This window comes from Microbacterium trichothecenolyticum, assembly GCF_041938625.1.
Classification (GTDB): Bacteria; Actinomycetota; Actinomycetes; order Actinomycetales; family Microbacteriaceae; genus Microbacterium; species Microbacterium trichothecenolyticum_D.
The window spans coordinates 3,857,009-3,881,913 of record NZ_CP169427.1; the positions used below are offsets into that span (position 1 = coordinate 3,857,009).

The window sequence follows — 24,905 nt, forward strand, 5'->3', positions numbered from 1 at the left end:
CCGCTCGATGTCAGGATTCGGTTCCGGGCTTGCGGCCGTCGAGCCCGCGCCAGCGGCGGCGCAGTGCGAATGCGGCTGACTTCGGCTTGCGGTCCCGCGTGAAGATGCCCTTCTTGTTGCCCCCCACTCGGTGCAGGCCATTGGTGGTCGCGAAGTCCGAGAAGTTCCAGACCTGCTCGCCGACGAATTGCGGGAAGCGGTCGAACACGCGGTGGTACATCTCCAGCAGGTCGGTCTGGTACTCCTCGGTCCAGACCTGGTCCCAGACGGAGTGGAGACCCGGCATGGTGTCAGCACCGTACTCGGTCATCATGATGGGCTTGCCCGTCCGGTCGACCCAGCCCTGGATATCGCCCTGCAGGTAGAGCTCGGCCGTCGCGAGATCGCCGGCGTTGATGTACCAGCCGTAGTAGCGATTCATGCTCACCACGTCGAACAGGTCGACGATCTGGTCGTTCTTGAACGTCGCGAACATGACCAGCGAGTAGGTGAGCGGACGCGTCGGATCGAGCTCGCGCGCGAGGTTCACGAGCGGTTCGAAGTACTCGCGCGAGCCGTCCTCGTTCGACGCCGGCTCGTTCGCGATGCACCACATGACCACCGACGGGTGGTTCTTGTCGCGGCCGATGAGCTCGCGCAGGTGCTGCGCGTGCGCGGCCTGCGTCGCGGCACCGGCGTACTGCTCCGAGAACGTGGGAAAGGGCGGGGTGCCGCTCAGACCGCCCACGACGCCCATGTTGAGTCCGACGGCCGCGGTCTCGTCGATGACGACGATTCCGTGCCGGTCGGCGAAGTCGAGGACGTCTTCGGCGTACGGGTAGTGCGAGGTGCGGAACGAGTTCGCCCCCGACCACTCGAGAAGCTGGAAGTCGTGCACCATGTAGGCGTTGTCGTGGCCCTTGCCGCGGATCGCGGTGTCTTCGTGCTTGCCGAAGCCGGTGAAATAGAACGGCTCGCCGTTGATGAGGAACTCGTGGCCGCGCACCTCCACGGTCCGCACGCCGACGGCGACGGGGTACGAGTCCACGACGGTGTCGCGCTGCACCGCCTCCACGGTCAGTTCGTAGAGGTAGGCGGCCCCCGGCTTCCACAGCACGACGTCGGGTACCTGGAGAGCACCCTCGTACCCCGAGCCCTCCGCGACGACGGCGCCGGCCGCATCCGTCAGCCGCACGCGCACGTCAGCGTCGCCCACGACCTCGACCTGGTAGTCGACAATGCCGGTCGAGCCCTCGAAGCCGGTCACGACGGTGACGTCGTCGATGCGCGTGGCGGGCAGCGAGTACAGCCACACCGAGCGCGCCAGCCCGGCGTAGTTGTAGAAGTCGTGGAAGTACGTCTGGACGCGCTTGCCCGTCATGCCGACCTCGATCTTGCCGGGCGGGATCGTCTCGTTCGAGAGATCTCCGCTCACGGCGACCGTCAGCCGGAAGGCGCCGCCGGTCTCCACGGCGTCGGTGATGTCGATGTCGAACGGCGTGTATCCGCCGACGTGCTCCCCCGCGAGCGCGTCGTCCACGTACACCCGCGCCGCATGCGTGGCCGCATCGAACCGCAGCAGGATGCGTTCGCCACCCCAGCCGCGCGGCACGCGAACTTCGCGCTGGTAGTAGACCCATCCGACGTGGTCGCGGATCTCGGGGTCGGTGAACAGGTCGTTGTAGCTCGCGGGCACGGCGGCCTCGAGGGGTGTGTCGAGTACCGCGGTCCACGGCTGCTCTGTCAGTCGCGTGTCGATCCCGAACCGCCAGACGCCGTCCAGATTGACGAGTTCACGGGTGGGGGTGGGCGTGGGCTTCAGCATCGATGGCCTTCCTGCGCTTCTCTGCGCTGTAACGGTTGGGGAGATCAGGGGTCGATCACGCCGCCAGGAGCCGGCGACGCTCCTCGCGTCGCTGCTGCTGGACGACCGGGTCGGCCACCGGCGCCGCCAGCAGCAGCCGCTGCGTATAGGGGTGGTCGGGTGTGGTCGTGACTGTCGCGGCGGGACCGGTCTCGACGATGTCGCCCCGGTAGAGGACGGCGACCCGGTGGCTGATGTGGCGGACGACCGAGAGGTCGTGCGACACGAAGAGGTACGCCACGCCGGTGGATCGCTGGATTTCCATGAAGAGGTCGAGAACGCGCTCCTGGGTGGACAGATCGAGGGCGCTCACCGGTTCGTCGCAGACGATCAGCTTCGGCTGGGGAGCGAGCGCCCGCGCGATGGCGACGCGCTGGCGCTGCCCTCCCGAGAACTCGCGCGGGAGGCGGTCGGCGGCGTCCGCAGGCAGCCCGACCTGGTCGAGCAGGATGCGCACCCTCGTCCGGGCATCCTTCGCGGTGGCTCCCTGCACCACTAGCGGCTCCGCGAGGATGTCCCCGATGGTGAGCGAGGGATTCAGGGAGGTGTACGGGTCTTGGAAGACGACCTGGATGTCCTTGCTGAGGCGCCGGCGCGCTCGCGGGGCGAGCCGGCTGATCGTCTCGTCCCGGAACGAGATCTCACCACCTGAAGGCTTGACCAGACCGAGCACCGCGCGACCGATCGTCGTCTTACCCGACCCCGACTCACCGACGAGACCGAGTGTCTCGCCCGGCGTGACATCGAGGGAGACCCCGTGCAGCACTTCGACGGGCTTCGCGCGCCATCCCCGGCCGGGGAAACTGACCCGAAGGTCGGCGATCTTGAGGAGGCTCATCGGACGGCTCCTTCCGATGCCGCAGCGACCGGCGCGTCGGAGCGGACCACGCTCTCGTCGAGGATCGCGCCGAGCAGCATCCTGGTGTACTCGTGCTGGGGATTGCGGAAGATCTCCACCGCCGGCCCCGCTTCGACAACGGCGCCCTTCTGCATCACGACGATGCGGTCGCAGATGTCGGCGACGACGCCGAAGTTGTGGGTGACGAGCAGGATCGCCATGTCGAGTTCCGCCTGAAGATCGCGGAGCAGATCGAGGATCTCGGCTTGAACCGTCACGTCGAGCGCCGTCGTGGGCTCGTCGGCGATCAGCAGCTTCGGCCCGCTCGCGACCGCACCGGCGATGAGCACGCGCTGCGCCATGCCGCCGGAGATCTGGTGCGGGTAGGAGTCGAAGGTGCGCTGAGGGTCAGCGATGCCGCAACGCTCCAGCAGGGCGAGCACGCGCTCCTTCGCCTCCTTCTTCGAGATCTTCAGCGCCGCGCGCACACCCTCGACGAGCTGTGCGCCGACCCGGTATGACGGATCGAGATTCGACATCGGCTCCTGCGGGATGTACGCGATCGCCTTTCCGCGGAGCGGCCGCATCTCGGCGTCGCTCAGTCCGACGAGCTCCTCGCCGTCGAAACGGATCGAGCCGCGGGTGATGACCGCTTCGGGAGGCAGCACGCCCAGGCTCGCGAAGGCGGTCTGGGTCTTTCCCGATCCAGACTCTCCGACCAGCCCCACGACCTGACCACGCGCGATCGACAGCGACACGCCGCGGACGACCTCGCGGGGGTCGCCGCTGGGACCCCGGTAGGCGATGCCGAGATCGGCGATGTCGAGCAGTCCCGTCCCCGCAACTCGGCCGGCGGTCCCCTCACCTGCCACGCGCTGTCCGTCGCCGACCTTGACCGGCGTGGGCTTGGAGCCCTCGAGCGTGTCGCGCAAGGCGTTGCCGAGCAGCACGAGCGCCGCGGTGATGACGCCGAGCATGAGGCTCGGCCACAGGAACTGCGTCGGTGCGATATAGAGGTTTCGGAAGCCGGACGAGATCATCGCGCCGAAGCTCGGGATCTGCAGCGACCCGACGCCGAGGAACGCAAGCCCCGACTGGACCGCGATCGCGGAGCCGGCGAGGAAGGCGGCGGCGATGATGATCGGCCCGCGCACGACGAACAGGACGTGTCGGCCCAGGATCCGCAGATCGCCCAGGCCGGATACGCGAGCGGCGTCGACGTAGAGCTCGTTCTTCACCCCGACGACGAGGTTGCGGACGATCCGGTAGATCCCCGGAGACAGCAGCACACCGAAGATCAGCATGGTGAAGCGGTAGTCCCCGCCCGTGACGGGCATCAGGATGATCAGCAGCAGGATGCCGGGGAACGTCATGATGAGGCTGAACAGCCACTCGGTCGACGCCCGCGTGACCGATCCGAAGTAGCCGCCGACCAGTCCCGCGACCACACCGACGATGAGCGCGACGCCGGCGCCGATGAGGGCCGAGATCGCGGCGGTGTTGATGGAGTGCAGCAGTCGTGTCCAGATGTCGCGCCCCGTCTCGTCGGCTCCGAGCGGGTACCCCGGGGTGCCGACGGGCGCGTTGACCATCGCGAGATCCGCGTCGTTCGGCCCATGCTGGGTGAGGACGGGAGTGAGGATGCCGAGCAGGAAGATGGCCAGCAGGATGCTCGTCGTGATGACGAACTGCGGGTCCTTGAGCAGCCGCCTCCACATCGGCGTCCGCGAGGCGGTCGCCGCGTCTTCGAGGGCGACGATGAGTTCGGTGCTGGGCGCCGTCATCTCATTCATGAGGGTTCCACGTTCGTCGCTCAATGGACTCTCGCTTTCGGGTTCAGCCAACCGTTGGCCAGGTCCGTGAGGAGGTTGACCACGGTGACGAGCAGCACGCCGAAGGCGGTGATGCCCATAATCACAGGGATGTCGCCCTGGAGCGACGCGTTGAACGCGAAGCTGCCGTAGCCGGGCAGCGCGAAGACGTTCTCGATGATGAGCGCGCCGCCGAACATGGCGATGAACTCCAGTGACATGACCGTCAGCGCAGGGCTCGCCGCGTTGCGGAGCGCATGCCTGACCACGATCGAGGTGGTCGACACTCCGCGGGTACGGAGAGTGCGCACGTAGTCGCGGCGAAGCTCGTCGATCATGCGACCGCGCACCTGGGCCGCCATATTCGCCACGCCGCCGATGGTGAGCACGATCACCGGAATGGTGATGCTGCGCGCCCAAGCGGCCGGATCCTCGCCGGGAGGCGTGTAGCCGGTCGCCGGAAGCCATTTGAGCTGCACCGCGAAGATCACCACCAGGCCGATGGCCAACAGGAGCCCGGGGATGATGTAGCCGATGAGGGAGATCCCCTGGGACAGGCGGTCAGCCGCTCCGCCGCGCGACGCGGCCCAGACACCGAGGATCGTCGAGAAGATCACGGTCAGGATGAGGGCGGGCAGGATCACGGACAGTGTGACGGCGAGGCGCTGCAGCACCGTGGGAGCCACGGGAAGAGAGGTGTACACCGAGGTGCCGAAGTCGCCCTGGACGGCTCCCGCCAGCCAGTTGAAGTACTGAGCCACGACTGGCTGGTCCCACCCCTTGGACTGCATGAGAGCCTCGGTGGTCTCGGGGGTCGCCGACTGGCCGAGGATCGTCTTCGCGACGTCCTGGAAGGAGGTGCTCAGCAGAAGGAAGGTGATGAAGGTCACCAGCACCGCGAGCACGAGGCCGGCACCGAGCCGGCGCAGGATGTACGAGGTCATCGTCGTTCCCTGGGATCGGTCCGGGGATGCGGGCGGGTGCCCCCATCCCCGGACGGCATCACTCGCTGACGCCGAACTGGCGCACGGTGGGGACGGAGCGGCCGTCGTCGATGACGACGATGCCGTCACGAGCGGCCCACGTTCCACCGACGAAGACGATCGGCGCCTCGAAGGCCTGGTCGACGGCGTACGCGTTGAGCTCCTGGTAGGCCGGGAGCGCCGCGTCGAAGTCGACCGTCGTGTTGATGGTCTCGAACAGCGCGTCGATCGTCGGATCGGTGTAGCCGCGCGGGTTGGAGTAGCCGCTCGTGCTGTAGTGCGACGCCGCGTCCGCCGGGTCCGAGTTGAATCCGGTGATCTGGAAGCTGAGCGGGTAGTCGCCCGACAGGTGGGCGGACTGCGCCTGCTGCGGCGGCACCGGCACCCATTCCAGCGTCAGACCGATATCGGCGAACGCCTGCGTGAGGGTCGGTTCGAGCGAGGTCGACAGGAACGTGCTCGGGATCTGGAAACTCTCGCCGGCGCAGCCCGCCTCCTCGACGAGTTCGGCGCCCTTCTCGGGGTCGTAGTCGTAGGTCTCGTTGAGCTCCTCGTCGTAGACCTGGCCGAACGGGCTGAAGACCTGCTCCGTCACCTTGCCGACGCCGGCGAAGAGACCTTCGAGCACGCCCTCGCGGTCGATGGCGTAGTTGATCGCCTGACGCACGCGCTGGTCGCCGAGGCATGGCCACTGCTCGCCCCCGCGATCGAGGATGTCGAGGTAGGCCACGGCCTGGGCCTCGATCGGCTGGATGGCATACTCGTCGCCGAGCTGGCCCAGCAGCTGCGTCTGCACGGTCCCCGCGTTGATCTCTCCTGCCTGCAGCGCGTTGAACGACGCCGTCGGGTCCTGCAGCACCCGCACCGTGAAGGTCTTGAACGGGATCGCGTCCGCGTTCCAGTAGTCGTCGCGTTTGTTCAGGACGTAGGTGCTGCCCGGCACGGTCTTCGTCGTGTCAAGCGTGAACGGACCGGAGCCCACGGGATCGGTCGCGGTGCGCTCGTCGTCGATCGTCGCCGGATCGCCGATCGCGCCGGTGCTCTGTGCGAGGTTGGCGAGGAACTGGGGGTCGAAATGCGTGAAGTGCACGACGACGGTGAGGTCGTCTTCGGCGGTGACGTCGGAGACGGCGCCGTACTTGACCTGCACGATCCCGGGGGTGTTCTTATTGCGGAGCATCGTGGTGACGACAGCGTCGGCGTTCACGGGGTCGCCGCTGCTGAAGGTCATTCCTTCGCGCAGCTTGAGCGTCAACTCGGTGCCGTCTTCGTTGTACTCCCAGCTCTCGGCGGCGTTGGGAATGAGCTCGCCGGTGTTGTTCTCCTTCGCCAGCAGCGTGTCGAGGATCGACGACCAGACGAACATCTGCTGCCCGTCGACGAGCTGTGCGGGGTCGAGCGAGTTCGGCCCCGATACCGCCGCGATGGCGAGGTCCTTCTCCACGACGGGGCTGGAGGAGCCGCTCGGTGCGGCGTCCGGGGAGCCGGCGCAGGCCGACAGGGTCAGCACGGCCGTCAGCGTCGCAGCGCCCGCGAATGCGAGACGGCGCGGCATGCGGCCGGGGCGGGAAATCGACATGTATCCAGACTCCTTTGAATGAATGCGGTGGACATGCAACCGCTTGACAGATTCTTCGGGTGAAGAGTCACACGGTGTGCTTCGAGGCAAGTAAATCACCCAATTGCCGTGGTGACAACCGATTGCCAAGATTGTTTTGAAACGTATCCGTTTCGTGATCCTCGCTCAGCGGCTCGGGGCGGCGGCACGACCGATTGCTCGGGTGAGCTCCGCCACGAACTCGTCGTCCTCCGCTAGCGAAGCGCTGACCCTGGCGAGACCGGTAGCGGTAGCTCCGATCGCACCGTCGCTCGCGAGCCATGCGGCCAGCGCCCCGGCTGCACCCGATGCGGGCCGGCCAGCAGCGCGCTCACGTTCGGCCACGGGTACGATTCGCAGTCGCACTTTGGTCGCGGTGTCGAGCGCGATCTGCGCCAGCGGGTGCGCGATGCGCGGGTTCGCGAAGCGCTCGAGCAGCGCGTGGCGGTAGGCGGGCAGGCCCAGGCCCCCAGGAAGGCTCCGCTGCGCATCGTCCCAGAAGTGTTCCACCGCATCCCGGCAGACCTCATCGGAGATCGCCTCGGATACGAGGTCGTGGCCCCGCAGCGGGCCAAGGCACGCCAGGATCGTGTGCGCCCCATTGAGGAGCCACAGCTTGCGCGCCTCCCAGGGCTCCAGGTCGACCGTGAATCGCGCTCCCGCGGTCTCCCATGCCGGCCGGCCGGCGGGGAACTCACCCGATATGACCCAGTCGCTGAAGTCCTCCGCGACGACGGGAGCAGCATCCCCGTACCGCGCAGTGAGTCGCGCCAGCTCGGCGGGCTCGACACGAGGAGTGATGCGATCGACCGAACACGAGACGAAGGACACCTGGTCCGCGCACCAACGGGCGGTCTCGGGAACGGATGCTGCCAGCCCGAACACTGCTCGCGACAGATGCCCGCCGTTGTCGGGGAGGTTGTCGCACGAGACGACCGCCAGCGGTCCGGCGCCTGCCCGCCGACGCGCGTCGAGCCCGGCGACCAGCCGTCCCAGGGCCGTCCGCATCCCCCGCGCGGCGTCGGCGTCACCTTCGGCGACGCGCGCCAGCAGCCGGCGGTCGGCGACGACGAGCGGATCCAGGTCGTCGGGCAGTCCGTCGGCGCCCGTGCGGTAGCCCGCCTCGGTGATCGTGAGCGTCACGATCACCGTCGTGGGAGCGGAGAGATCTGCGAGAAGTGATGCCATGTCGTCGCCCGGATGGGCACGCACGATGCTTTCGACCACCTCTTGACGGTCGCCTGCGGCCGAACGGGTGACCAGCGAGTACACGCCGTCCTGGGCGGTGAGGGCGTCGGCGAGACCGGTACTTCGACCGGTGTAGGCCGCGATCCCCCACTGCGCCGCGTCGTCGGCGCGGCTGGTGTACCACGCCGTATGCGACCGGCTGAAGGCCCCGAGCCCGAGATGGACGATCCGCACCGGCGGTGCGGGCCGCGAGCGCGTCGGCGCGTCATCATGGGGACCCGTCACAGCTTGAACACCCGCTTCGGCTGAGGACCGACGATGTCCTCCAGGATCGAGCCCGCGGCGGCCTCGGTGAGCCGGCCCTCGCGGACGAGACGGGCAAGGAACGAGGCATCCGCCCGCCTCGCCGTGTCGTGACGCGCGGGGATCGAGAGGAACGCGCGCGTGTCATCGATGAAGCCGGAGCCGCGCGAGAAGCCCGCAGACTCGGTGACCGCGGACCTGAAACGAGCCATCGCGTCGGGCGCGTCGAGGAACCACCACGGCGCGCCGATGTAGACGCTCGGGTAGAAGCTCGCCATCGGAGAGATCTCGCGCGAGTACACGGTCTCGTCGACGGCGAACAGCACGAGATGGAAGGACTTCTCCAATCCGAACCGCTCGAGCAAGGGCCTGAGACCCCTCACGAAGTCAGTGCGCCGCGGGAAGTCGTGACCCGTGTCGGGGCCGAACCGCTCGAAGGTCGCCGTGCTGTGGTTGCGAACCACGCCGGCGTGGAGCGTCATCACCAGACCGTCCTCGACGCTCATCCGCGCCATCTGCAGAAGCATGTGACCGCGGAACGCTCGACGCTGGCGCGCGTCCGCCCGACCCGCGACCACCGCTTGGAAGAGGCTGGCCGCCTCGTCGGGCGTCATGTCGACCGTGTGGGGATCCTCGACTCCGTGGTCGGCGGAGGTCGCCCCGTGGCGGATGAAATGCGCTCTGCGAGCGCACAGTGCCTCGAGGTATCCGGGGAAGGTCGTCGCCTGTCCCTCGTGGCCGATGAGGCGATCCACGTCCGCGGTGAAGCCCGGTGCGTCGGGATCGATATAGCGGTCGGGGCGGAATGTGGGCAGCACGCGCCCGGCGAGGCCACTCGCGGCGATCTCGGAGTGGAGATGCAGATCGTCGAGCGGATCGTCTGTCGTGGCGAGCACGTCGATGCCGAACCGCTCGAAGAGCGCGCGCGGACGGAAGGGCGGTGTGTCAAGCTTGGCCTGGATGCCGTCGAAAAGCAGTTCCGCAGTCTCCGCAGACGGCTCGAGATCCATGCCGAGCACGGAGTGCAGCTCTTCCTCGAGCCAGTAGCCCATGGCAGTCCCCGCGAATACACGCCACTTCTCGCCGAAGATGCGCCATGCCTCGCGAGGATCGATCGGATGCCCGCCGACACCGAGGTCGGCCAGATCCACTCCCGACGCGTGCAGCAGTCGGGTCACATAGTGATCGTGCGTGACGAGCAGCGCTGTGGGATCGGTGAACGGTTCATCGTGCGCGATCCATTCCACCGGTACGTGACCGTGCGGTGAGACGATCGGCGCCGTCGCGACGCGCTCGTACAGAGCTCGCGCGATGTCACGGGTGCGGGCCTCGGCGGGGAACAGGCGGTCCGGATCGCGGGTCGGGGCGCCGGTGGTCGCGACGCGGCCGCGGCGCGGATCGATCACGGGGAGGCGCAGACCGTTACCGCTGCCTGTATTCAAGGGGCCACCCCCGCCGGCTCCGGGGCGGTCGCACAATCGTGGAGGGCAGAAGTCATCGTCGTCTTTCCGTGATCAGGGCGGCCGGATCAAACTGGCAACCGATTGCACACTACTTTGCCCGCAAGCCGACCGCAAGCAGACCGGACTCGCCGTTGGCTGCGACTGGCCAGCCGCGTTGGATGCGGAAGCAGTGTTTGACAATCGGTTGTCATCCTGTGAGCATCAGATGTGTCGGCGTCGTCGGCGTCGCCGCGCCCTTTCGAGGAGGACTCACGATGGAATCGGTCATCGATGACCAGCAGCCAGGCGGAACGACCGGAACCCTTCCCCATCTGCGGCGCGCCGGAAAGACGAGTCAGCTCATCGTGGACGGCAAGCCCTACCTCGCGCTGGGCGGCGAGCTGCACAACTCCAGCGCGTCGAGTCCCGAGTACATGGCGCCCATCTGGGACAAGCTCGCAAGCAACGGTGTCCGGACGGTCATCGGCGTCGCCAGCTGGCAGCTCGTCGAGCCCGAGGAGGGACGCTTCGACTTCGCGGCCGTCGACGATCAGATCGAGCAGGCGCGCGCACGCGGCATCCGACTCGTCCTCATCTGGTTCGGCGCGTACAAGAACGCGGAGTCCACGTACGCGCCGTCCTGGGTGCGTCGCGACGAGGCGCGTTTCCCCCGCGCCGAGCGGGATCAGGAGAACTTGGTGAGGGGCCGATTCACGCTCGACGCCCCGATCCTGAGCGTGTTCGGCGAGGACCTCTTGGCAGCCGACGCCCGTGCGTTCGCCGCGCTGATGGCTCACCTCGCCGAGATCGACACCGACCACACGGTCATCGCGGTGCAGGTCGAGAACGAAGTCGGACTCCTGGGCGACAGCCGCGACCGCTCGCCCCTCGCGACCGCTGCATACGAACGACAGGTACCGCAGGAGCTCCTGGAGGGACTGGGCCGGCGCGGCGATACGCTCCACCCCTGGCTGCGCGAGGTCTGGACGGCCGCAGGCGGCCGCACGGCCGGCACGTGGGCGGAGGTGTTCGGTGCGAACGGCGACGGCGACGAAGTCTTCATGAGCTGGGGCTTCAGCCGCTATGTGGACCGCGTCGCGCAGGCGGGTGTCGCCGCGCACGGGCTCCCCGTGTTCACGAACGCATGGCTGGGGCCGCAGCCCAACGCGCAGGCACCGGGCCAGTATCCGAGCGGCGGCCCGGTCGCCCGCATGCTCGATGTCTGGCAGATCGGCGCGCCGAGCCTGGCGTTCCTGTCGCCCGACATCTACATCGACGACTTCGAGGGCACACTCGCGCAGTACGACGTCAACGGGAATCCGATCTTCGTCCCTGAGGCGCGCCCCGACGCCGCTCTCGCCTTCGTCGCCTTGGGTGCCCACAAGGCGATCGGCTTCCACCCGTTCGGCATCGAATCCGTGCCCGACGACAGCGAGCTGTTCCGCGCGTACGCGGTGCTCAACGAGATGACCGACCTGATTCTCGAGGCACAGGCGAACGATCGGATCCACGGCTTCCGCGTCCGGACCGGGGAACGGCAAACGGCGACGATCGGGGGCTTCGAGATCACGATCTCCGGCTCGTTCCAGACGTTCGGCCTCTTCGGGGAGGGCACGGGCGCCGCCGCCGACGAGGTCGTCGGCTATGGGCTCATCCTGCAGGTCGACGCGGACGAGTTCGTCGTTGTCGCGCGGCACGCGTCGGTCGCCTTCAGCCGCACAGACGCGGTCGTCGAGTTCGACCGGCTGCTCGAGGGAACCTATCGCGACGGGGCGTGGGCGCCGCGGCGGACGCTCAACGGAGACGAGCGGCATTTCATGTTCCGCAGCGATGACGTGCGCACGGTGCGGATCTCGCTGCTGCGGCGGCCCGGCAGTGCGGTTGACTAACCCGTCGAGTGCCTTCCCCGACACTGCCGTCGGCGCCTATTCGCTATCGTTCGGTGGCCCAAGGGGGAAAAGTCCCGCCTCGCCGGTCATGCCCCACGAGGGGACGGATCGACGCAGGTCATCGAGCTGGCGATAGACGGCGAGGATGTCGAGCGGCGTGTGCTCGTCCACGAGGAGCGAGCCCGAGAGGATGGCTCGGCATGCGGCCTCGATCATCGGTGTGAACCCGTTGCCCTCGATCGTGAATTCCCGCCGCTCTCCACCGGTGAGTCCGCTCGACGGCCGGTGCACTGTGAATCCCGAGCCGGCCCAGAACGGGGCGTCGATCGTGATCCACCCGGCGGTGCCGTTGACCGTGGCCGACATGTCGGCGTATTCGACGCAGGAGGCGGCCACCTGCGCGTACTTCCCACCGGCGTACTCCAGAGTGGCGTGGACGGACACGTCCACGCCACCTTCGAACTCCGCCCGCGCATTCACCGCGGCCGGATCTCCGAGGAGGATGTGCGCGAGAGTGACCGGGTAGATGCCTTGATCCAGCAGCGTGCTGCCGCCGAGCGCGGCAGACCACCGGCTTCCGACACCGCGCGGGAAGGGGACGCCGAAGGACGCGCGGATGCTGCGGACCTCACCGATCGCGCCCTCGCGCACCGTTTGGCGCAGACCCTCCATCATCGGGCTGAACTTCATCCACATTGCTTCCATGGCGAGCAATCCGACACTGGAGGACAGGTCGAGGATGTCGGCGGCTTCCGCGCGAGTCAAAGCAAGCGGTTTCTCCACCATGACGTGCTTTCCTGCCGCGAGCGCGGCTCGGGCGATCGCCCGATGGGTGCCGTGCGGTGTGGCGATGTAAACAGCATCGATCGTGCGGTCGTCCCACAGTTGCGAGAGGTCTCCATAGCCACGCGAGGCGCCGATGTCGGCGGCGAAGGACGCGGCGCGGGTCTCGGACCGTGAACAGACGGCAACCAGCTCGGCGTCGGCGGCCCGATGGAAGTCGAGTGCGATGGCGGTGGACACGTCGCCGGTACCGACGATCGCCCAGCGGACGTTCTTCATGGGAAAGCCTTCGACAGGGTGCGGCGGGAGTGCGACGTGGCGCCTCCCGCCGCACGCGGAGCGGTCAGTTGCCTGTCTCGGCCGGTTCCAGTCGGCGCGCGGCGAGATCCCGCTGCATCTGGGACATGGTCTTGTCGATCTTGATGAAGTACACGATCGCACCCTGGATCACGGCGATGATCGCGGGCAGGCCGAGGTAGAGGAACACCTCGATCGACGTCACCGACGAGGGTTGAGTGGCTGCGCTTGGATCGTACTGACCGGCGGCCAGCAGCCATCCGACCAGGGCCGCGCCGAGACCTGCCCCGAAGTTCTGACCGGCGGTCGCGGCCGCGTAGGTCATGCCGTCCACGCGAACGCCGGACTTCCACTCGCCGTAGTCGACGATGTCGGCGATGAGCGCGAACATTGCTGCGGCGGCGGGGACGCCGCCGATGGCGCGGATGAGCGAGCCGGTCAACACGAGTGTCAGGTTCGACGGATCGATGAACGTGATGCCCGCGCCGACGAGCGTGATGGCGACGCCGACGAGCATGGGCACACGCTTGCCCCACCTACCGATGATCACGGGCATGAACCAGATCCCGATGATCAACGGCGCGAGCGAGACGAAGCTGAGGAGGCTGTACAGGTTGGGGTCGCCCAGAACGTCCTTAGCGAAGTAGATTCCCGCGCCTGCTGACCCGGAGAGGATGTATACGAAGAAGAAGAAGGCGAATCCGAGGTAGAAGTATCGGTTGCTCAACAGGATCTTCAGCAGCTGCCGGAGCGGTCGCTTCGCGCTGCGGTCCGCGTCCCGGGCCGGCTTGACGCGCTCCTTCGTGCCGAAGAACACCACCAGGAGGGTGATGAGCGAGATCGCGCCGTAGATGAGGATCGTGAGAGACCAGCCCGACTGGCCACCACCGAACGAACTCACGACGGGGATCGTGATGATGTTGACCGCCATGCCGGCGACGAGGGCGCAGACGGTTCGGATGACGGTGAGGGACACGCGCATTTTGCTGCTGGAGGTGATGACCGACAACAGCGTGTGGTACGCGAGGTTCGAGGCGACGAACCCCACACCCAGGCAGAAGAAGTAAAAGACGAACGCGTAAATCTCTTTGCCGGTCTTGTCCAGCCCTTGCGGGACGTTGAACAGCAACACGAAGGTGGCCACCAGGAACGGGGCGCTGAAGAGTATCCACGGTCGCGCTTTGCCCCACCGGGTGGAGGTCTTGTCGATGAGGGTGCCGACGATCAGGTCCATCGTGCCGTCGAGGATCCGGCCGAACAGGAGCATGGTACCGGCGATCGCGGGCCCGATGCCGGCGGTATCGGTGAGATAGAACAGCAGGAAGCTGGTGATCGCACCGAAGATGAGGTTCCCGCCGATGTCGCCCACGCCGTAGGCGAGGCGCTCCCGGATGTTCAGGCGGCCGCCGGCGGGGTCCTGGGTGTCTTCCCCGACGCCTACGGCTGCGAGGGCGGCGGTTGCTGATTCTTCGTTTGTCATCGCGACGGCAGCGCGAAGCTGCTCACCCGATGTCTGTGCGGCGTCCTTGGCCATGAGGGTGACTCCTTTGTCTTGTTGCCGGGGTTGGTCAGGCCGGGTCGACGACGATTTCGACCTGCGCGTCGAGGCCGTCCTGGGTGTGAACGGTGACCGTGACCGAGCCCGCGCCGGTGGGACGCAGCACGGCGATCGCGTGTCCGTCGAAGGTCGTCTGGGATGTCGCGGTGAAACGTTCGTCGGTGTCCGGTCGTGCGCTTGCCAGGCCCTGCAGCACGGCGGGGCCGTCGACAGTCACCTCGACGGCGCGGTCGTCGGAGGTGACAGGGACCCCGGCTGCATCCTTGAGGTCGATGTCGACGTAGGCGAGGTCAGCGGGGGACGCGGTGATCCGGTGCCGGTCGACGGTGAGTTCCAACCTGGTGGGGCCCTCCGGGCTGGTGAGCACCGCCCTGCCCATCTCCACACCCGCTGAGTAGGCGACCGCGACGATCTCGCCGTGCTCATACGCCGCCTCGAACTCGGCACGGAACTTCTGCTGGGCACCGACTGTGCATCGTCCCACCGAGCGCCCGTTGACCAAGAGCTCGATCTCCTCCGCGTCGCTGTAGACCTCCACGATGAGAGGGGTCCCGGCATCCACGCTCCAGTCCCAGCTGGCGATCGCGTCGGACCATGCCCACACGCTCGGTATCGGTGTGCGTCCGTTGGTCTCGGGGCGACGCACCGCGATGTAGGGCTCGTGGCGCAGGCCGAACACGATTTCGCGGTAGAACGACGCCGGGCGGCGGCGACCGGTGATGTCGATGTCGCCGCACCAGGCCAGCAGCCACGGGAAGCTTCCGCCGAAGGGAGGCTCGCTGTCGTCCTGGTAGGCTGCGCGACCGAGGCCCGCTTCGCCGATGTAGTCCCACCCCGTCCAGGTGAAGTCGCCGATGAGGTTTGGCTGACTGTTGATGGTGGCCCAGTTGTCTGCGATCCGCAGTGGCGAGGTCTCCGTGCCGACCGTGATCCGGTGCGGGAACAGTTCGAGGTCGAGGGTATACCGGGAGTCGCCGTAGTTCAGTCCGGCGACGTCCAGGACGGCGAGCGATTCGGCGGTGCGTTCGCTGACGAGTTCGGAGGCGCTGATCTGGCCCATCAGGTCGTTCATTCCACCCATGAGCGCATTGACGCCGCCCGCACCGTCGCCCTGCGCGGCCATCGCGGCGAACTCGCGGATCACCGCGACCATGCCGTTGACGCCGTTGGTGATGTAGCGCGTGGGGTCGATCTCCCGGATGCGCTCCGCGATCCTGCGGCCCCAGACAGCGTTGATCGGGTCACCGGTTTCGGGGATCTCGTTGCCAATGGAGTAGAGGATCACGCTTGGATGGTTGATGTCCTTGCGTACCATCGCCTCGGTGTCGCGCGCCCACCACTCCGGGAAGTCGAGCGCGGAGTCGAACGAGTTCTTCGACTCGGTCCACACATCGGACAGTTCGTCCATGACGAGCATTCCGAGCCGGTCGCAGGCGTCCAGCATCGCCGGGCTGATGGGGTTGTGGGCGCTGCGGATGGCGTTGAAGCCAGCGGCCTTGAGCAGTTCGACCCGCCGTTCCTCTGCCCGCGCGATCGCGGCGGATCCGATCGGCCCGTTGTCGTGGTGGATGCAGGCACCGCGGAGCTTCACGACCTCTCCATTGATCCGCAGGCCATGAGCGGGATCGAGCTGCAGGAGCCGGATACCGAACGGCGTGACGCGCTCGTCGATGCGGTCGCCGTCGACGACCGTCGTGACGACACGGTAGAGGGCGGGTCGGTCCACGCTCCACAGCTGCGGACCCTCGACGGACAGACGTTGGCGCAGCACAGCGGCTTCGCCCGGAATGACCGTGACCTTCGCGGTGTCCTGCCCGATCGGGGTGCCTGCAGGGTCGAGGATCGCTGTGGAGATCTCTGCGGTGCGCGGGCGCGGCGCATCATTCTGAATCCTGGTGGCGATAGCGACCACCGCCTGATCTGCCTCGATCTGCGGTGTCGTGACCACGATTCCGTCGGCGGCGACATGAACCGGCTCCTGGACGGTCAGCCATACGTCCCGGTAGATCCCGGCACCGGTATACCAGCGCGAGTCCTCGTGCACGCGGGCCTCGACCCGGATCGTGTTGATCTCGCCGTACCGCAGGAAATTGTTCGCAATGACGCGGAAGACCGCGTATCCGGACGGACGTTGACCGGCGAACCTGTCGTTGATGAATACGACCGCGTCGCGGTACACACCATCGAACTCGAGCTCTACGTGCCGGTTGACCCACTCTTCAGGGACCTCGAACGCCTTCTCATACTGGAACGCCCCGCCTGGGAAGAACCCCGAGTCGCGGCCGTTGCCGGCCGCCCGATCCTCACCGATCAGCGCGTCGTGCGGCAGCGTGACCGCGACCGCATCCGGCGCGGTCCCACCCAACTCGAAGAAGATGCTGGCCTTGGGTCGGACCGTCCACCCCTCATTGAACGAGTGGCGCCCCATTCGGGGCGTGACGATGGTGGCAGCGGCGACCATGAGACTCCTTTGTTACTGACGCGGGTAAGTTCCCCGCGTGGATGCTAGCTTCGAAGAACTGACGCGCGCAAGTTAAAGGAGCACGGCGTGGTGACGAGAAGGCCGACCTCCACCGACGTCGCCCGTGCCGCCGGGGTGTCACGCGCAACCGTCAGCTACGTGTTGAACGAGACACCAGGGCAGACGATCTCTGCGTCCGTACGCCAACGAGTACTCGAGGAGGCAGCGAGGGTAGGGTACGTACGCAACCCTCAGGCGCGCGCGCTGGCGACCGGCCAGAGTCATATCATCCTGGCCCTGCTACCGGAGTGGCCGGTCGAATACCTGCTTCGCGAACTGCTGGACGAGATGTCCCTCGCCTTGGATGAGGCCGGATACTCGCTGGTCACCGCGAAGCCATACGCCAGCGGTCGCACCGCACCGCTGTGGGAGTCTCTCCGCCCCGATGTCGTCGTACCGATAGAGCCGATCGACGACCGGCGAGCGGAGACCATCCGGCGGTCCGGTGCGCAGCTATTGATGCCGGACAATGCTCAGCGCGCGGCCTTCGACATAGGCCCCGAGCTGCAGACCACGCACCTTCTCGACCTCGGCCACACCGCGATCGCCTACGCCTCGACGACAGTTCGCGGCATGGACGCCATGGACGCCGACCGGATGCGACGTAGCCAAGAAGTAGCTGCGCTCGCCTCGATTTCGTTCACTACCGCGCCGGTGGATCACACCACCGCGCAAGAACAGGTCAACGCCTGGACCCGTTCGGGTGTAAGCGGAGTGGTCGCTTTCAACGACGACACCGCCGCACAGGTGCTCGGCGCCGCGCTTCGGAACGGGCTGAGAGTGCCGGACGACCTTGCGGTGATTGGCCACGACGACTCGCCGATAGCCACCATGACTTTTCCTTCGCTCTCCTCCGTTCGCGTGGACGTATCGGGACGAGGCAGGTACTTCGCCGAGCGCGTTCTCGCCGCCGCCCGAAATGAACCACTGCCAAAGGAGGCACCCCCCGGAGTGCGCGCCCACCTCGTGCGCCGAGAATCGACCTAGTGGCGCGCGCAAATGATCCGTTCTGCGTTGTGGATCGCGCGCCAGCGGGGGACGCGTGCGCGCACCCCTCACCCGTTGCCTCGCGCCCCAACCTTGGGACGAGCACGGAGAGCGGTCCTAGGACCCGCTCCCCGCGCTCGGCTCTCGACCTCAGCCGCCGTTGGACTGGCGGATGCCCCGGGCCGCGGCTTCGAAGGTGTAGACGAACCCGCCCGCGTCGCCGCTGACGGTGATGAATCCGCGCGTCGTCCCAGGGAGGATGGCGACGTTCGTGGCCGTGTGCAGCCCCTCGCCAGGGATCCGGATCGTCTCCACGAGCGCCCCCGTACGGCTGTACACCGCGATCTCCGGCTTCATGTGGAACGCCTGATACACGTTGCCCGCCGCGTCCACGGCCGTCGAGTCGATCCGCGAGGCACCGGCGTCGACATGGATGGCGGGGAATGCGGAGAGCACACTCGTTCGCGACGCATCGAGCTGGTAGTAGTCGATGCGGTTCGCGTTGTACTGCGCGACCCACAGCCCGACATCGTTCTCGTCGAAGACGATCCCGTTCGGAGACGGGAGGTCTTCCGCGAGCACGCTGACGGCTCCGTCCACACCGATTCGGATCACACGACCGGGCGTCACCCATCCCGGACCGTCCATCCCCGTCGTGTCCGTGACGAACATGTTCCCGTCCGGATCGAACGCGATGTCATCGGCCAGCACCGGGCGACCGTCCACCTGTCCTGCGAAGTGGGTGCGGGTGTCCTCGCCGTCCTGGGTGATACTGACGATGCGGCTCCCGAGGAAGTCGGTCAGGTAGATCCGACCGTCCAGCGGGCTGACCTGCGCGGAGGTGAAGGCGCTCACGTCGTCGGTGTAGAGCGGTTGGACGGTCTTGTCTTCCACATCGATCCTCAGCACTTTCGGCTCACCGGCGGGCGCCATCACGTCTACGACGTGCAAGGTGCCATTCGCGGAGAACGTTGGTCCTTCCAGGAGCGTTCCGCCCGTCACCTCGTGCGGCGAGGTGACCTGGACGAGCTCCTCGGCGACCTGGACCCCGCCCACCGACAGCGATTCGGGCGCGGGTTGATCTGGCGTGTCGACGCACCCGGCGAGCAGGGCGGACAGCATCGCGGTGCCAGCGACTACCGGTACCGCACGTCTCACCCGGCCACCCCCGCATGCTCGGCTTCACGGACGCGCGCATCCTCCTCGCTGCGGACGAGCACCTCCGCCATGTCTCCCTCTCGCCAGTCGGCGAGGAGGCGATGGAAGGCTACGGGACCCGGCGAGTAGGAGAAGCCCGAAGCGACGCCGGTGCCCTCCGCGTTGTAGTACCCCGGTGTGCACGCCGCCTGGAACGCGGAGGAATCCCGTGACGACTCGCGGACGGTCTGCACCCAGGCGGCCTCGGATTCGCGTGTCGGCTCGACGCGGGATGCGCCCTCGGCGTCGGCCCTCGCCACGATGGCGGCGATGTGCTCGGCCTGCTCCTGGAGGATGTGTACGAAGTTCACCGAGTTCGCATTCTGCACCGCCCCGAGCTGGAACAGGTTCGGGAAGCCATGCGTGAAGAACCCATGCAGCGTTCGCGGACCGAACGCCCACGTCTCCAGCAGCGATCGGCCGCCGCGGCCGACGACGGGGAGGGTGCCCGAAACGACACCTGAGACCCCGGTCTCGAAGCCGGTCGCGAAGATGACGCAGTCGACCTCGTATCGATCGTCGCCGACGCAGACCTCGGACGCGGACATCGCGGTGATCCCATGCGTGTCAGCGGTGTCGACGAGCCTGACGTGGGGCAGGTTGAACGCCTGCAGATAATGGTCGCTGAATCCCGGCCGCTTGCACATGTAGCGATACCAGGGCTTGAGCGCCTCCGCGGTTGCCGGATCGGCGACGATCTCGTCGACACGGGATCGAAGGCGGTTCATGGTCGCAGCGTCTTCGAGCTCGTTGCGCAGCCGGCGCTGGTCGTCGAGCTCCGCCGCGCCGGTGAGATAGTTGCGCTGGAGGTCGGCGGTGGCGGTCCAGGCGTCGGTCACGAGCAGCTCGTGGACGGGCTCTCCTGCGAGCACCGACAGAAAGTTCTCCATACGCTCGCGCTGCCACCCGGGTCGGAGCGAGGCGGCCCACTCAGGGTCGGTCGGGCGGTTGTCGCGCACGTCGACGCTGGACGGGGTTCGCTGGAAGACCAGGAGTTCGCCCGCACTCTCGGCGAGCGCCGGCACGATCTGAAGGGCCGTCGCGCCGGTGCCGACCACGGCCACTCGTTTGTCGGCCAGTCCCGACAGTCCCCCCGCCGGCGAGCCGCCGGTGTATCCATAATCCCAACGGCTGGTGTGGAAGGTGTGACCCGCGAAACTCTCGATGCCGGGGATTCCGGGAAGCTTGGGCTGGGTCAGCGTTCCCGACGAGGTCACGACGTAGCGCGCCCGGAACCGATCGCCGCGATCGGTCGTGATCTCCCACTCGTCGAGGCTCTCGTCCCACGTCATCGCGGTGGCGCGGGTATGAGGGATGAAGTCGCGGTAGAGGCCGTAGTGCTCCGCGATCCGGACCGCGTGGCGGCGGATCTCCTCGCCCGTCGCATAGCGCTCTGTGGGCATGTAGCCGGTCTCCTCGAGCAGCGGCATGTACACGTATGACTCGATGTCGCACCGTACGCCGGGGTACCGGTTCCAGTACCAGGTACCGCCGACGTCACCGGCCTCGTCCATCATTCGAACGGATGGCACGCCTGCGCGGGTGAGGAACGCCGCCGTGAGAAGTCCTCCGAATCCGGCGCCGATCACGAGCACCTCGACCCGGTCGGTGAGCGTGTCGCGTGGCGCGGGCTCGGTGTAGGGATCCTTCGCGTAGTAGCCGAACTGTCCGTTCGCGGATCGGTACTGGCGAGCGCCGTCGCGGCGCAGGCGGCGCTCGCGTTCGGCCGCATAGCGCTGCCGGATGTCGGTCAGTTCCGCCGGGGAGATGCGGTCCGGGCCTGTGGGCATTGCGGGTCCTTTCGTCTCGCGCGCGGTCGGGTGGTGGGGAATCCACCCGCGGCCGGCGGGAGGCCGGTGGTGCACGCAGGAAAAGGTTAGCCCCGAACTAACTATCTTGAGCTGGGAATCCGCTGAGGGGCGCTACGGTACTGGTGTGACCCAGGGCGATCCCGCCACCTCCGCGCGGCAGCGCATCGAGGTGCTGACACTGGCGATCTCCGTGCGCTCGCTCCCGCTCATGGTGGGTTCGCTGCTCAAGACCGATCTGAGCATCCAGCAGCTGAAGGTGCTCACCGGAGTGGTGGTGACCGACATCAGCAGCACCAGCGAACTGGCGGCGTCCTTCGCGGTCTCCAAAGCCACCATGTCCAAGCTCGTAGACCGCCTCGTCGACCAGGCGCTCGTGGAGCGCGTGGTCGACGAGGCGGACCACCGGGTTCGTCGACTGGTGCCGACGAATCTCGGCCGACAGGTGATCGCCGAGCTGATGGCTGCGCGCCCCGAGATGGGCACGGACGTCCTGCGCGGGCTCGACCTCGCGGAGCTCGAAGCACTCGAGACTGGCCTGCGCGCAGTCAACCGGGAGATCCAAAGACTCAGCCCCGGCTCGCTGGCCACCAAGCCGGTCACTTGATCGCGCCCGCGCCGATCCCCTTCACGATGTGCCGCTGCGCCATCAGGTAGAAGACGATCACCGGCACGATCGAGATCGTCGTCGCGGCGAGAAGGATCTGCTGCTGCGGCGTCTCGGCCGACGTGAATGCCGTGAGTCCACGCTGGATCGGCATGAGCTCGTTGTCGTCGAACAGCACGAGTGCCATGAGGTACTCGTTCCAGGCTCCCAGGCCCTGGATGACGGCGACAGCGGCGAGGCCGGGTCGGGCGAGCGGCAGGATCACGCTCCAGAAGACGCGCAGCGGCCCCGCGCCGTCGAGCGCCGCGGCCTCCTCGAGGTCCCGCGGCTGGCTCACGAAGAAGCTGCGCATGATGAGCGTCGACATCGGGATGCCGGACGTGATGAGGATCAGCACGTAGCCGATGGGGTTGTTGGTGAGCCCCAGCGAGATGAGCAGCTTGTACTGCGCCAGGAACATCGCCGGTGCCGGGATGATCATGACTGCGAGGATTACGAACGTGAATGCACCCTTGCCCGCGAACTCCAGGCGCGCCAGGGCATAGCCGGCGAGGCTGGAGACCAGCAGGATTCCGAGCACCGCCGCGCCCGTGTAGATCACACTGTTGCGGAGGTAGGTGGCGAGATCACCCTGCACCCATGCCGTGACGTAATTGCCCCACTGCGGGTCGCGCGGCAGGAATCTCTGATTCGTGAGCAGTTCAGTGAGCGACTGCAAGGATCCGGACAACATCCATAGGAGCGGGAACAGGGCGGTCAGCGCGGCGATCCCGAGAAGTCCGTAGAGGCCGATCTTGTGGGCGGGAACGCGACGGCGGGGTGACCGCGAGCGCGGTCCTCCGCGATCGGTGCGTTCGGTGACGAGGGGAGCGTCGGCTCCGGCCGTGTCATTGATGAGTGTCATACCCGCGACCTCCGTCCTGCGATCGCCAGCTGGATGAGCGACAACAGTACGAGAGCGCCGCCGAAGATCACCGACATCGCGGCCGCGCTGCCGTAGCGCCAGTTGACGAATGCCTCGTTGTAGATCGCGAGCGTCGGCACCATCGTGTGATAGCCGGGCCCGCCGTTGGTGAGCACCTGCACCGTTCCGAAGATCTGCAGCGCTCCGAGCAGGGTGAGCAGGCTTACGATGGAGGTCACGGGTGCCAGTTGCGGCCAGGTGACGTAGCGGAACTTCGTCCAGCGGTTCGCGCCGTCCAGCTCCGCCGCCTCGTACAGCTCCTTGGGCACGTCCTGCAGGCCCGCCAGGAACAGCAGGAATGCGAAGCCCCAGTGGTACCAGACGAAGACCGCGGCGACCGAGATGAGGGCGAAAGCCGGGTCGCCGAGCCAGTTCTGGGCCAGCGCACCGAGGCCCACCGACTCGAGAAGGCGGTTCAGGACACCGGTGCCGGGTGCCAGGATGAACCCGAAGAGGAGGCCGACGACCACCACCGACAGCACGCCCGGAAGGTAGAACACCGTGCGGAAGAAGGTCGTGCCGCGCGTGATGGCGTTGACGGCGAGTGCGAGCCCGAGCGCAAGGCCGTTGCCGATGACGAATCCGATGACGCCGAAGAAGAGGACGTTGCGCATCGACGCCCAGAACACCGGATCGCTCATGACGAATTCGTAGTTCGCGAGCCCGACCCATGGCGTGTCGGGACTGACGCCGTCCCACGACTGGAAGCTCAACAGGATCGCCTGGGCGAACGGCGTGATGGTGAAGACGCCGATCAAGACGATGGCCGGTGCGAGGAAAATCCAGCCGATGATGTTGCGGCGCACACCGCGCCGCCTGTGCGGCGCCGCAAGGCGGCGCCGCACAGGGATCTGGAGCTGTGCCGTCACGACGACCGATCCTGCGCCGCCTGGATCGCCGCCAGCGCATCGTCGACCGTCGTCTCACCCAGCACCAGCCGCTGAGCCTCGGCCACGATGGCCGTCCGGACGTCGGTGCTGAAGGTGGTCGACATCACCTGCAGGGACTCCACGCCGGCCGCATAGCCAACCAGCGGCTCGGGGACCTCGCCACTGGCCAGCAGTTCGGGGTTCGTGGGGAGGATCAGCCCGACCTCGGCGAACACCTGCTGCTGTTCGGACTCGGTGAGCCACTTGACGAAGTCGAGCGCAGCCTCGGGGTGCTCACCCTTCGGGTTGATGACGGCGCCCTTGCCGGGGATGCCGGGCGAGCGCGGATCCAGCGGCGCATCCTCGGCACCGAGGATGCCGATCGAAAAGTAGTCCGTGAACTCCGGGTTGGTGCGGAAGCCGACCGACACGCCGGGCGAGGCGTCGAAGATCGAGCCCAGCGTCTGCGTGAAGAAGGCCGTCTCGACGGTCGGGTTGTCGTCCTGACCACCCGGGAGCGCACCGTTCGCGATGACGCCGGCGTTCTTGAGATCGACGAGGAACTGGAAGGCGTTCCGCCAGCCTTCGCTCTCCCAGCTCTCATCACCGTTCAAGGTTGCGGCGATCTCCTCGTCGGTGAGCCAATTCGAAGCGAGCCCCTGAATCAGCGGTGGAGTGAGCGATGCGGCGATCGAGAAGTTGCCGTCACCCTCGTTCGCGTCGATGAAGTCCTCCACGGTCGCCGGCGAATCGTTGACGACCATGTCGGCCAGAGCGGGGTTGACCATCATGCCGTAGGTCTGCGTCTCCCAGTGGGCGCTGTAGATACCCGCCGGGACGCCGAGGTTGTTGCCGTCCTCGAATGTGGACATCTCGATGACTTCGGGGGTGAAGTCCTCGCTCCACCCTGCCTCGAGCTCGTCCGTGAGGTCCATCGCCCAGCCGGCCTTGTAGAAGGGCGCCATGTCCGTCGCTGCGAACGACGAGTAGATGTCGGGCATATCGCCCGATTGCGCGCGCGCCTGGAGCTTCGGCAGATAGTCAGCGGGGCCGGGAGAGTCGATCGTGACCTTGACTCCGGTCTCCTCGGTGTATTGCTCCGCGAGCTGATTCAGCGCGGCCTCCTGACCGCGGGACTGATTCAAGAAGGTGAGTTCGATGTCCTCGGCGGCGGTGGGGTCAGCTTCCGGCGCAGCCTGCGAGCATCCGCTGATGGCGAGCGCGGTCGCGATCCCCAGCGAGCCGGCGAGAATCGCACCGCGGCGTCCCCTGGTCATGAGTGCGGTCATGAAATGGTCCTCATCTTTGAAAGCCGGGAAGGCGCCGCCGGAAGCTTCGGTCGCGACTGAGGGAAGACCGCCGGGTTGCCTTCGCTATGGGGTGATGTGTGTTGCCTGGTGGCGCAGCATCCGTTCTGTCA

The 24,905-nt window shown here is 67.1% G+C and carries 18 protein-coding genes; 3 read left to right on the forward strand and 15 right to left on the reverse strand.

Annotated features, from left to right (window positions below; translation table 11 throughout):
* Nucleotides 1–10: 10 nt before the first annotated feature.
* The 7 genes from uidA to uxaC form a co-directional block, all read right to left on the reverse strand.
* Entirely contained in the window at nucleotides 11–1,804 is a 1,794-nt protein-coding gene (uidA, locus tag ACEYYH_RS18030) for a beta-glucuronidase (protein ID WP_374975678.1), read from the reverse strand.
* A gap of 55 nt (nucleotides 1,805–1,859) precedes the next feature.
* Nucleotides 1,860–2,681: an ATP-binding cassette domain-containing protein gene (locus tag ACEYYH_RS18035; RefSeq protein WP_374975679.1), complete on the reverse strand. Its 822-nt coding sequence runs from the start codon at nucleotides 2,679–2,681 to the stop codon at nucleotides 1,860–1,862.
* Nucleotides 2,678–4,474: an ATP-binding cassette domain-containing protein gene (locus ACEYYH_RS18040; RefSeq protein WP_374975680.1), complete on the reverse strand. Its 1,797-nt coding sequence runs from the start codon at nucleotides 4,472–4,474 to the stop codon at nucleotides 2,678–2,680. Before ACEYYH_RS18040 ends, ACEYYH_RS18035 begins: the two co-directional genes overlap by 4 nt.
* Nucleotides 4,475–4,494: 20 nt before the next feature.
* Entirely contained in the window at nucleotides 4,495–5,436 is a 942-nt protein-coding gene (locus ACEYYH_RS18045; RefSeq protein ID WP_374975681.1) for an ABC transporter permease, read from the reverse strand.
* A gap of 58 nt (nucleotides 5,437–5,494) precedes the next feature.
* Complete coding sequence (locus ACEYYH_RS18050; RefSeq protein WP_374975682.1) at nucleotides 5,495–7,054, reverse strand: ABC transporter substrate-binding protein; 1,560 nt, start codon at nucleotides 7,052–7,054, stop codon at nucleotides 5,495–5,497.
* A gap of 165 nt (nucleotides 7,055–7,219) precedes the next feature.
* Nucleotides 7,220–8,545, reverse strand: coding sequence for a mannitol dehydrogenase family protein (locus tag ACEYYH_RS18055; protein ID WP_374975683.1), 1,326 nt, complete (start codon nucleotides 8,543–8,545; stop codon nucleotides 7,220–7,222).
* On the reverse strand, nucleotides 8,542–9,969 hold the full coding sequence (gene uxaC / locus ACEYYH_RS18060) for a glucuronate isomerase (RefSeq protein ID WP_374978255.1): 1,428 nt from the start codon (nucleotides 9,967–9,969) through the stop codon (nucleotides 8,542–8,544). The genes ACEYYH_RS18055 and uxaC overlap by 4 nt, the downstream gene beginning before the upstream one ends.
* Nucleotides 9,970–10,184: 215 nt before the next feature.
* Between uxaC and ACEYYH_RS18065 the strand changes: the two genes are divergently transcribed.
* Nucleotides 10,185–11,894, forward strand: coding sequence for a DUF5597 domain-containing protein (locus tag ACEYYH_RS18065; RefSeq protein WP_374975684.1), 1,710 nt, complete (start codon nucleotides 10,185–10,187; stop codon nucleotides 11,892–11,894).
* Between the two features lie 36 nt (nucleotides 11,895–11,930).
* On the opposite strand, the gene ACEYYH_RS18070 is transcribed toward ACEYYH_RS18065, so the two are convergent.
* From ACEYYH_RS18070 to ACEYYH_RS18080, 3 genes are all read right to left on the reverse strand, one after another.
* Nucleotides 11,931–12,956 (reverse strand): Gfo/Idh/MocA family protein, encoded by a 1,026-nt coding sequence (locus tag ACEYYH_RS18070; protein ID WP_374975685.1) that lies wholly within the window; start codon nucleotides 12,954–12,956, stop codon nucleotides 11,931–11,933.
* Nucleotides 12,957–13,020: 64 nt separating this feature from the next.
* On the reverse strand, nucleotides 13,021–14,508 hold the full coding sequence (locus ACEYYH_RS18075; RefSeq protein WP_374975686.1) for an MFS transporter: 1,488 nt from the start codon (nucleotides 14,506–14,508) through the stop codon (nucleotides 13,021–13,023).
* A 34-nt stretch (nucleotides 14,509–14,542) separates the two neighbouring features.
* The gene (locus ACEYYH_RS18080; protein WP_374975687.1) at nucleotides 14,543–16,993 is read right to left on the reverse strand and encodes a glycoside hydrolase family 2 TIM barrel-domain containing protein; all 2,451 of its coding nucleotides are present in this window, start codon (nucleotides 16,991–16,993) and stop codon (nucleotides 14,543–14,545) included.
* A gap of 87 nt (nucleotides 16,994–17,080) precedes the next feature.
* Here ACEYYH_RS18080 and ACEYYH_RS18085 point away from each other — a divergent pair, with 87 nt between their 5' ends.
* Nucleotides 17,081–18,040 (forward strand): LacI family DNA-binding transcriptional regulator, encoded by a 960-nt coding sequence (locus tag ACEYYH_RS18085; protein WP_374975688.1) that lies wholly within the window; start codon nucleotides 17,081–17,083, stop codon nucleotides 18,038–18,040.
* A 150-nt stretch (nucleotides 18,041–18,190) separates the two neighbouring features.
* Here ACEYYH_RS18085 and ACEYYH_RS18090 read toward each other — a convergent pair whose 3' ends face one another.
* Complete coding sequence (locus ACEYYH_RS18090) at nucleotides 18,191–19,162, reverse strand: SMP-30/gluconolactonase/LRE family protein (RefSeq protein WP_374975689.1); 972 nt, start codon at nucleotides 19,160–19,162, stop codon at nucleotides 18,191–18,193.
* A 32-nt stretch (nucleotides 19,163–19,194) separates the two neighbouring features.
* Nucleotides 19,195–21,027, reverse strand: a complete 1,833-nt coding sequence (locus tag ACEYYH_RS18095; protein WP_374975690.1) for a flavin-containing monooxygenase — start codon at nucleotides 21,025–21,027, stop codon at nucleotides 19,195–19,197.
* Nucleotides 21,028–21,172: 145 nt separating this feature from the next.
* On the opposite strand from ACEYYH_RS18095, the gene ACEYYH_RS18100 reads away from it, so the two are divergent.
* Nucleotides 21,173–21,652, forward strand: a complete 480-nt coding sequence (locus tag ACEYYH_RS18100; protein ID WP_374975691.1) for a MarR family winged helix-turn-helix transcriptional regulator — start codon at nucleotides 21,173–21,175, stop codon at nucleotides 21,650–21,652.
* Here the strand turns inward: ACEYYH_RS18100 and ACEYYH_RS18105 are convergent.
* The 3 genes from ACEYYH_RS18105 to ACEYYH_RS18115 are packed head-to-tail and all read right to left on the reverse strand — an operon-like array spanning nucleotide 21,645 to nucleotide 24,774.
* Nucleotides 21,645–22,556, reverse strand: a complete 912-nt coding sequence (locus ACEYYH_RS18105; protein ID WP_374975692.1) for a carbohydrate ABC transporter permease — start codon at nucleotides 22,554–22,556, stop codon at nucleotides 21,645–21,647. The two genes, ACEYYH_RS18100 and ACEYYH_RS18105, sit on opposite strands and share 8 nt — an antisense overlap.
* Nucleotides 22,553–23,485, reverse strand: a complete 933-nt coding sequence (locus ACEYYH_RS18110) for a carbohydrate ABC transporter permease (RefSeq protein ID WP_374975693.1) — start codon at nucleotides 23,483–23,485, stop codon at nucleotides 22,553–22,555. The genes ACEYYH_RS18105 and ACEYYH_RS18110 overlap by 4 nt, the downstream gene beginning before the upstream one ends.
* The gene (locus tag ACEYYH_RS18115) at nucleotides 23,482–24,774 is read right to left on the reverse strand and encodes an ABC transporter substrate-binding protein (RefSeq protein WP_374975694.1); all 1,293 of its coding nucleotides are present in this window, start codon (nucleotides 24,772–24,774) and stop codon (nucleotides 23,482–23,484) included. The genes ACEYYH_RS18110 and ACEYYH_RS18115 overlap by 4 nt, the downstream gene beginning before the upstream one ends.
* Nucleotides 24,775–24,905: the final 131 nt, after the last annotated feature.